The 1,362-nt window shown below is 65.8% G+C and carries 1 protein-coding gene; it reads right to left on the bottom strand.

Annotation, left to right across the window (positions count from 1 at the left end; genetic code table 11):
- Positions 1–16: 16 nt before the first annotated feature.
- Positions 17–1,311, bottom strand: a protein-coding gene (locus AC5Y21_RS25955; RefSeq protein ID WP_499917009.1) for an IS3 family transposase whose coding sequence is annotated in 2 segments (ribosomal slippage) — positions 17–1,038 and positions 1,038–1,311 — 1,296 coding nt in all. Because the reading frame shifts where the segments join, the coding sequence is not laid out codon by codon here.
- Between the last annotated feature and the right edge of the window lie 51 nt (positions 1,312–1,362).

The raw sequence follows: 1,362 nt of genomic DNA, 5'->3' as shown, positions 1-1,362 counted from the left end.
TGAACGATCCCGGGTTTCATGCACCCTCGGGGTTCTGTGAGCCGGCCGGCCGGTCGGTCACGTGTTGGGAATAGTACTGGGCCTCGGCTTCGGCGGGTGGGACTCGTCCAAGGCGGTGCATGAGGCGCTGCTGGTTGTACCAGGCGACGTAATCGGCGGTGAGGTATTCGACGTCGCCGAGGGTGCACAGCGGGCCGCGGCGAAACGGGGAATCCGCTCGGATGCACTCGTTTTTGTAGAGTCCGATCGTGGTCTCGGCCAACGCGTTGTCGTAGGCGTCGCCGACGCTGCCGACCGAGGGCCGTAAACCCGAAAGGCTCAGTGTCTCACCGAATCTCACGCTGGTGTACTGAGATCCGGCATCCGAGTGGTGGATCGCACCGTCGATCGGGTGGCCCTGGCGCGACCGCAGGGCTGCGGCCTGGCGGATCGCCGATTCGACGAAGCGGGTGTGCTTGGAGCCCGAGGCCTCCCACCCGACGATCGCCCCGGCGTAGGCGTCGATGACGAACGCGACGTAGACGAACACCCCGGTGATCAGCTTGAGGTAGGTGAAGTCGGCGACGAGCAGCCGATTGGGCGCGCCCACCGCGAACTGGCGGTCCACTAGATCCGGCGGCCGTGTCGCGGTCGGGTCGGCGATCGTGGTGCGGACGGTCTTCTGGCGGCGTACGCCCTGCCAGCCGTTGCGGCGCATGAGACGCTCCACGGTAGATTTGGCCACCGGGATGCCCTCGCGCTGCAGATGCGCCCACATCTTCAGCGACCCGTACAGCGACTCCGGCTTCTTACGGCCGTGTTCGTCGGGCTCGTAGTAGCCGGCCAGGATCTCGGTGATGGTGGCATCCCACAGGGCCCGCTTCGACGGCGCTCGCGTGGCCCAGGCGTAGAACGTGCGCGGGGCGATCGGCACACCGTGCTCGGTGAGCACGCGGCAGATCGGAGCGACCCCGAATCGGTCCCGGTGATCAACGATGAATTCGCAGATCGAACCGGTCAGCGGCGGTTGCGCGGGTCGCTCTCCCGCACGAAGAAAGACGTTGCTGCCTTGAGGACTTCAATGGTCTGCTCGAGCTCGGCGTTGCGGCGCTTGAGCACGCGGATCTCGGCAGCCGCCTCGCTGGAGACCCCATCACGCTGGCCATCATCAATCTGATGTTGACGGATCCAACTCCGCAACGTCTCGGCGGTCATCCCCAACCGCTTGGACACCGCCGTGATCGCCGCCCACTCACTCGGGTAATCATCGCGATGCTCCAGCACCAGGCGGACAGCCCTGGCCCGCGTCTGCGGGTCGTACTTGCTCGGCATGACATGCACCTTCCCAAGGAAGGAGGTGCGCATCAAACACGGGACGGTTCA

It is taken from the genome of Mycobacterium sp. NGS41 (assembly GCF_059812725.1).
This window is presented reverse-complemented; position numbering and strand designations above follow the sequence as displayed.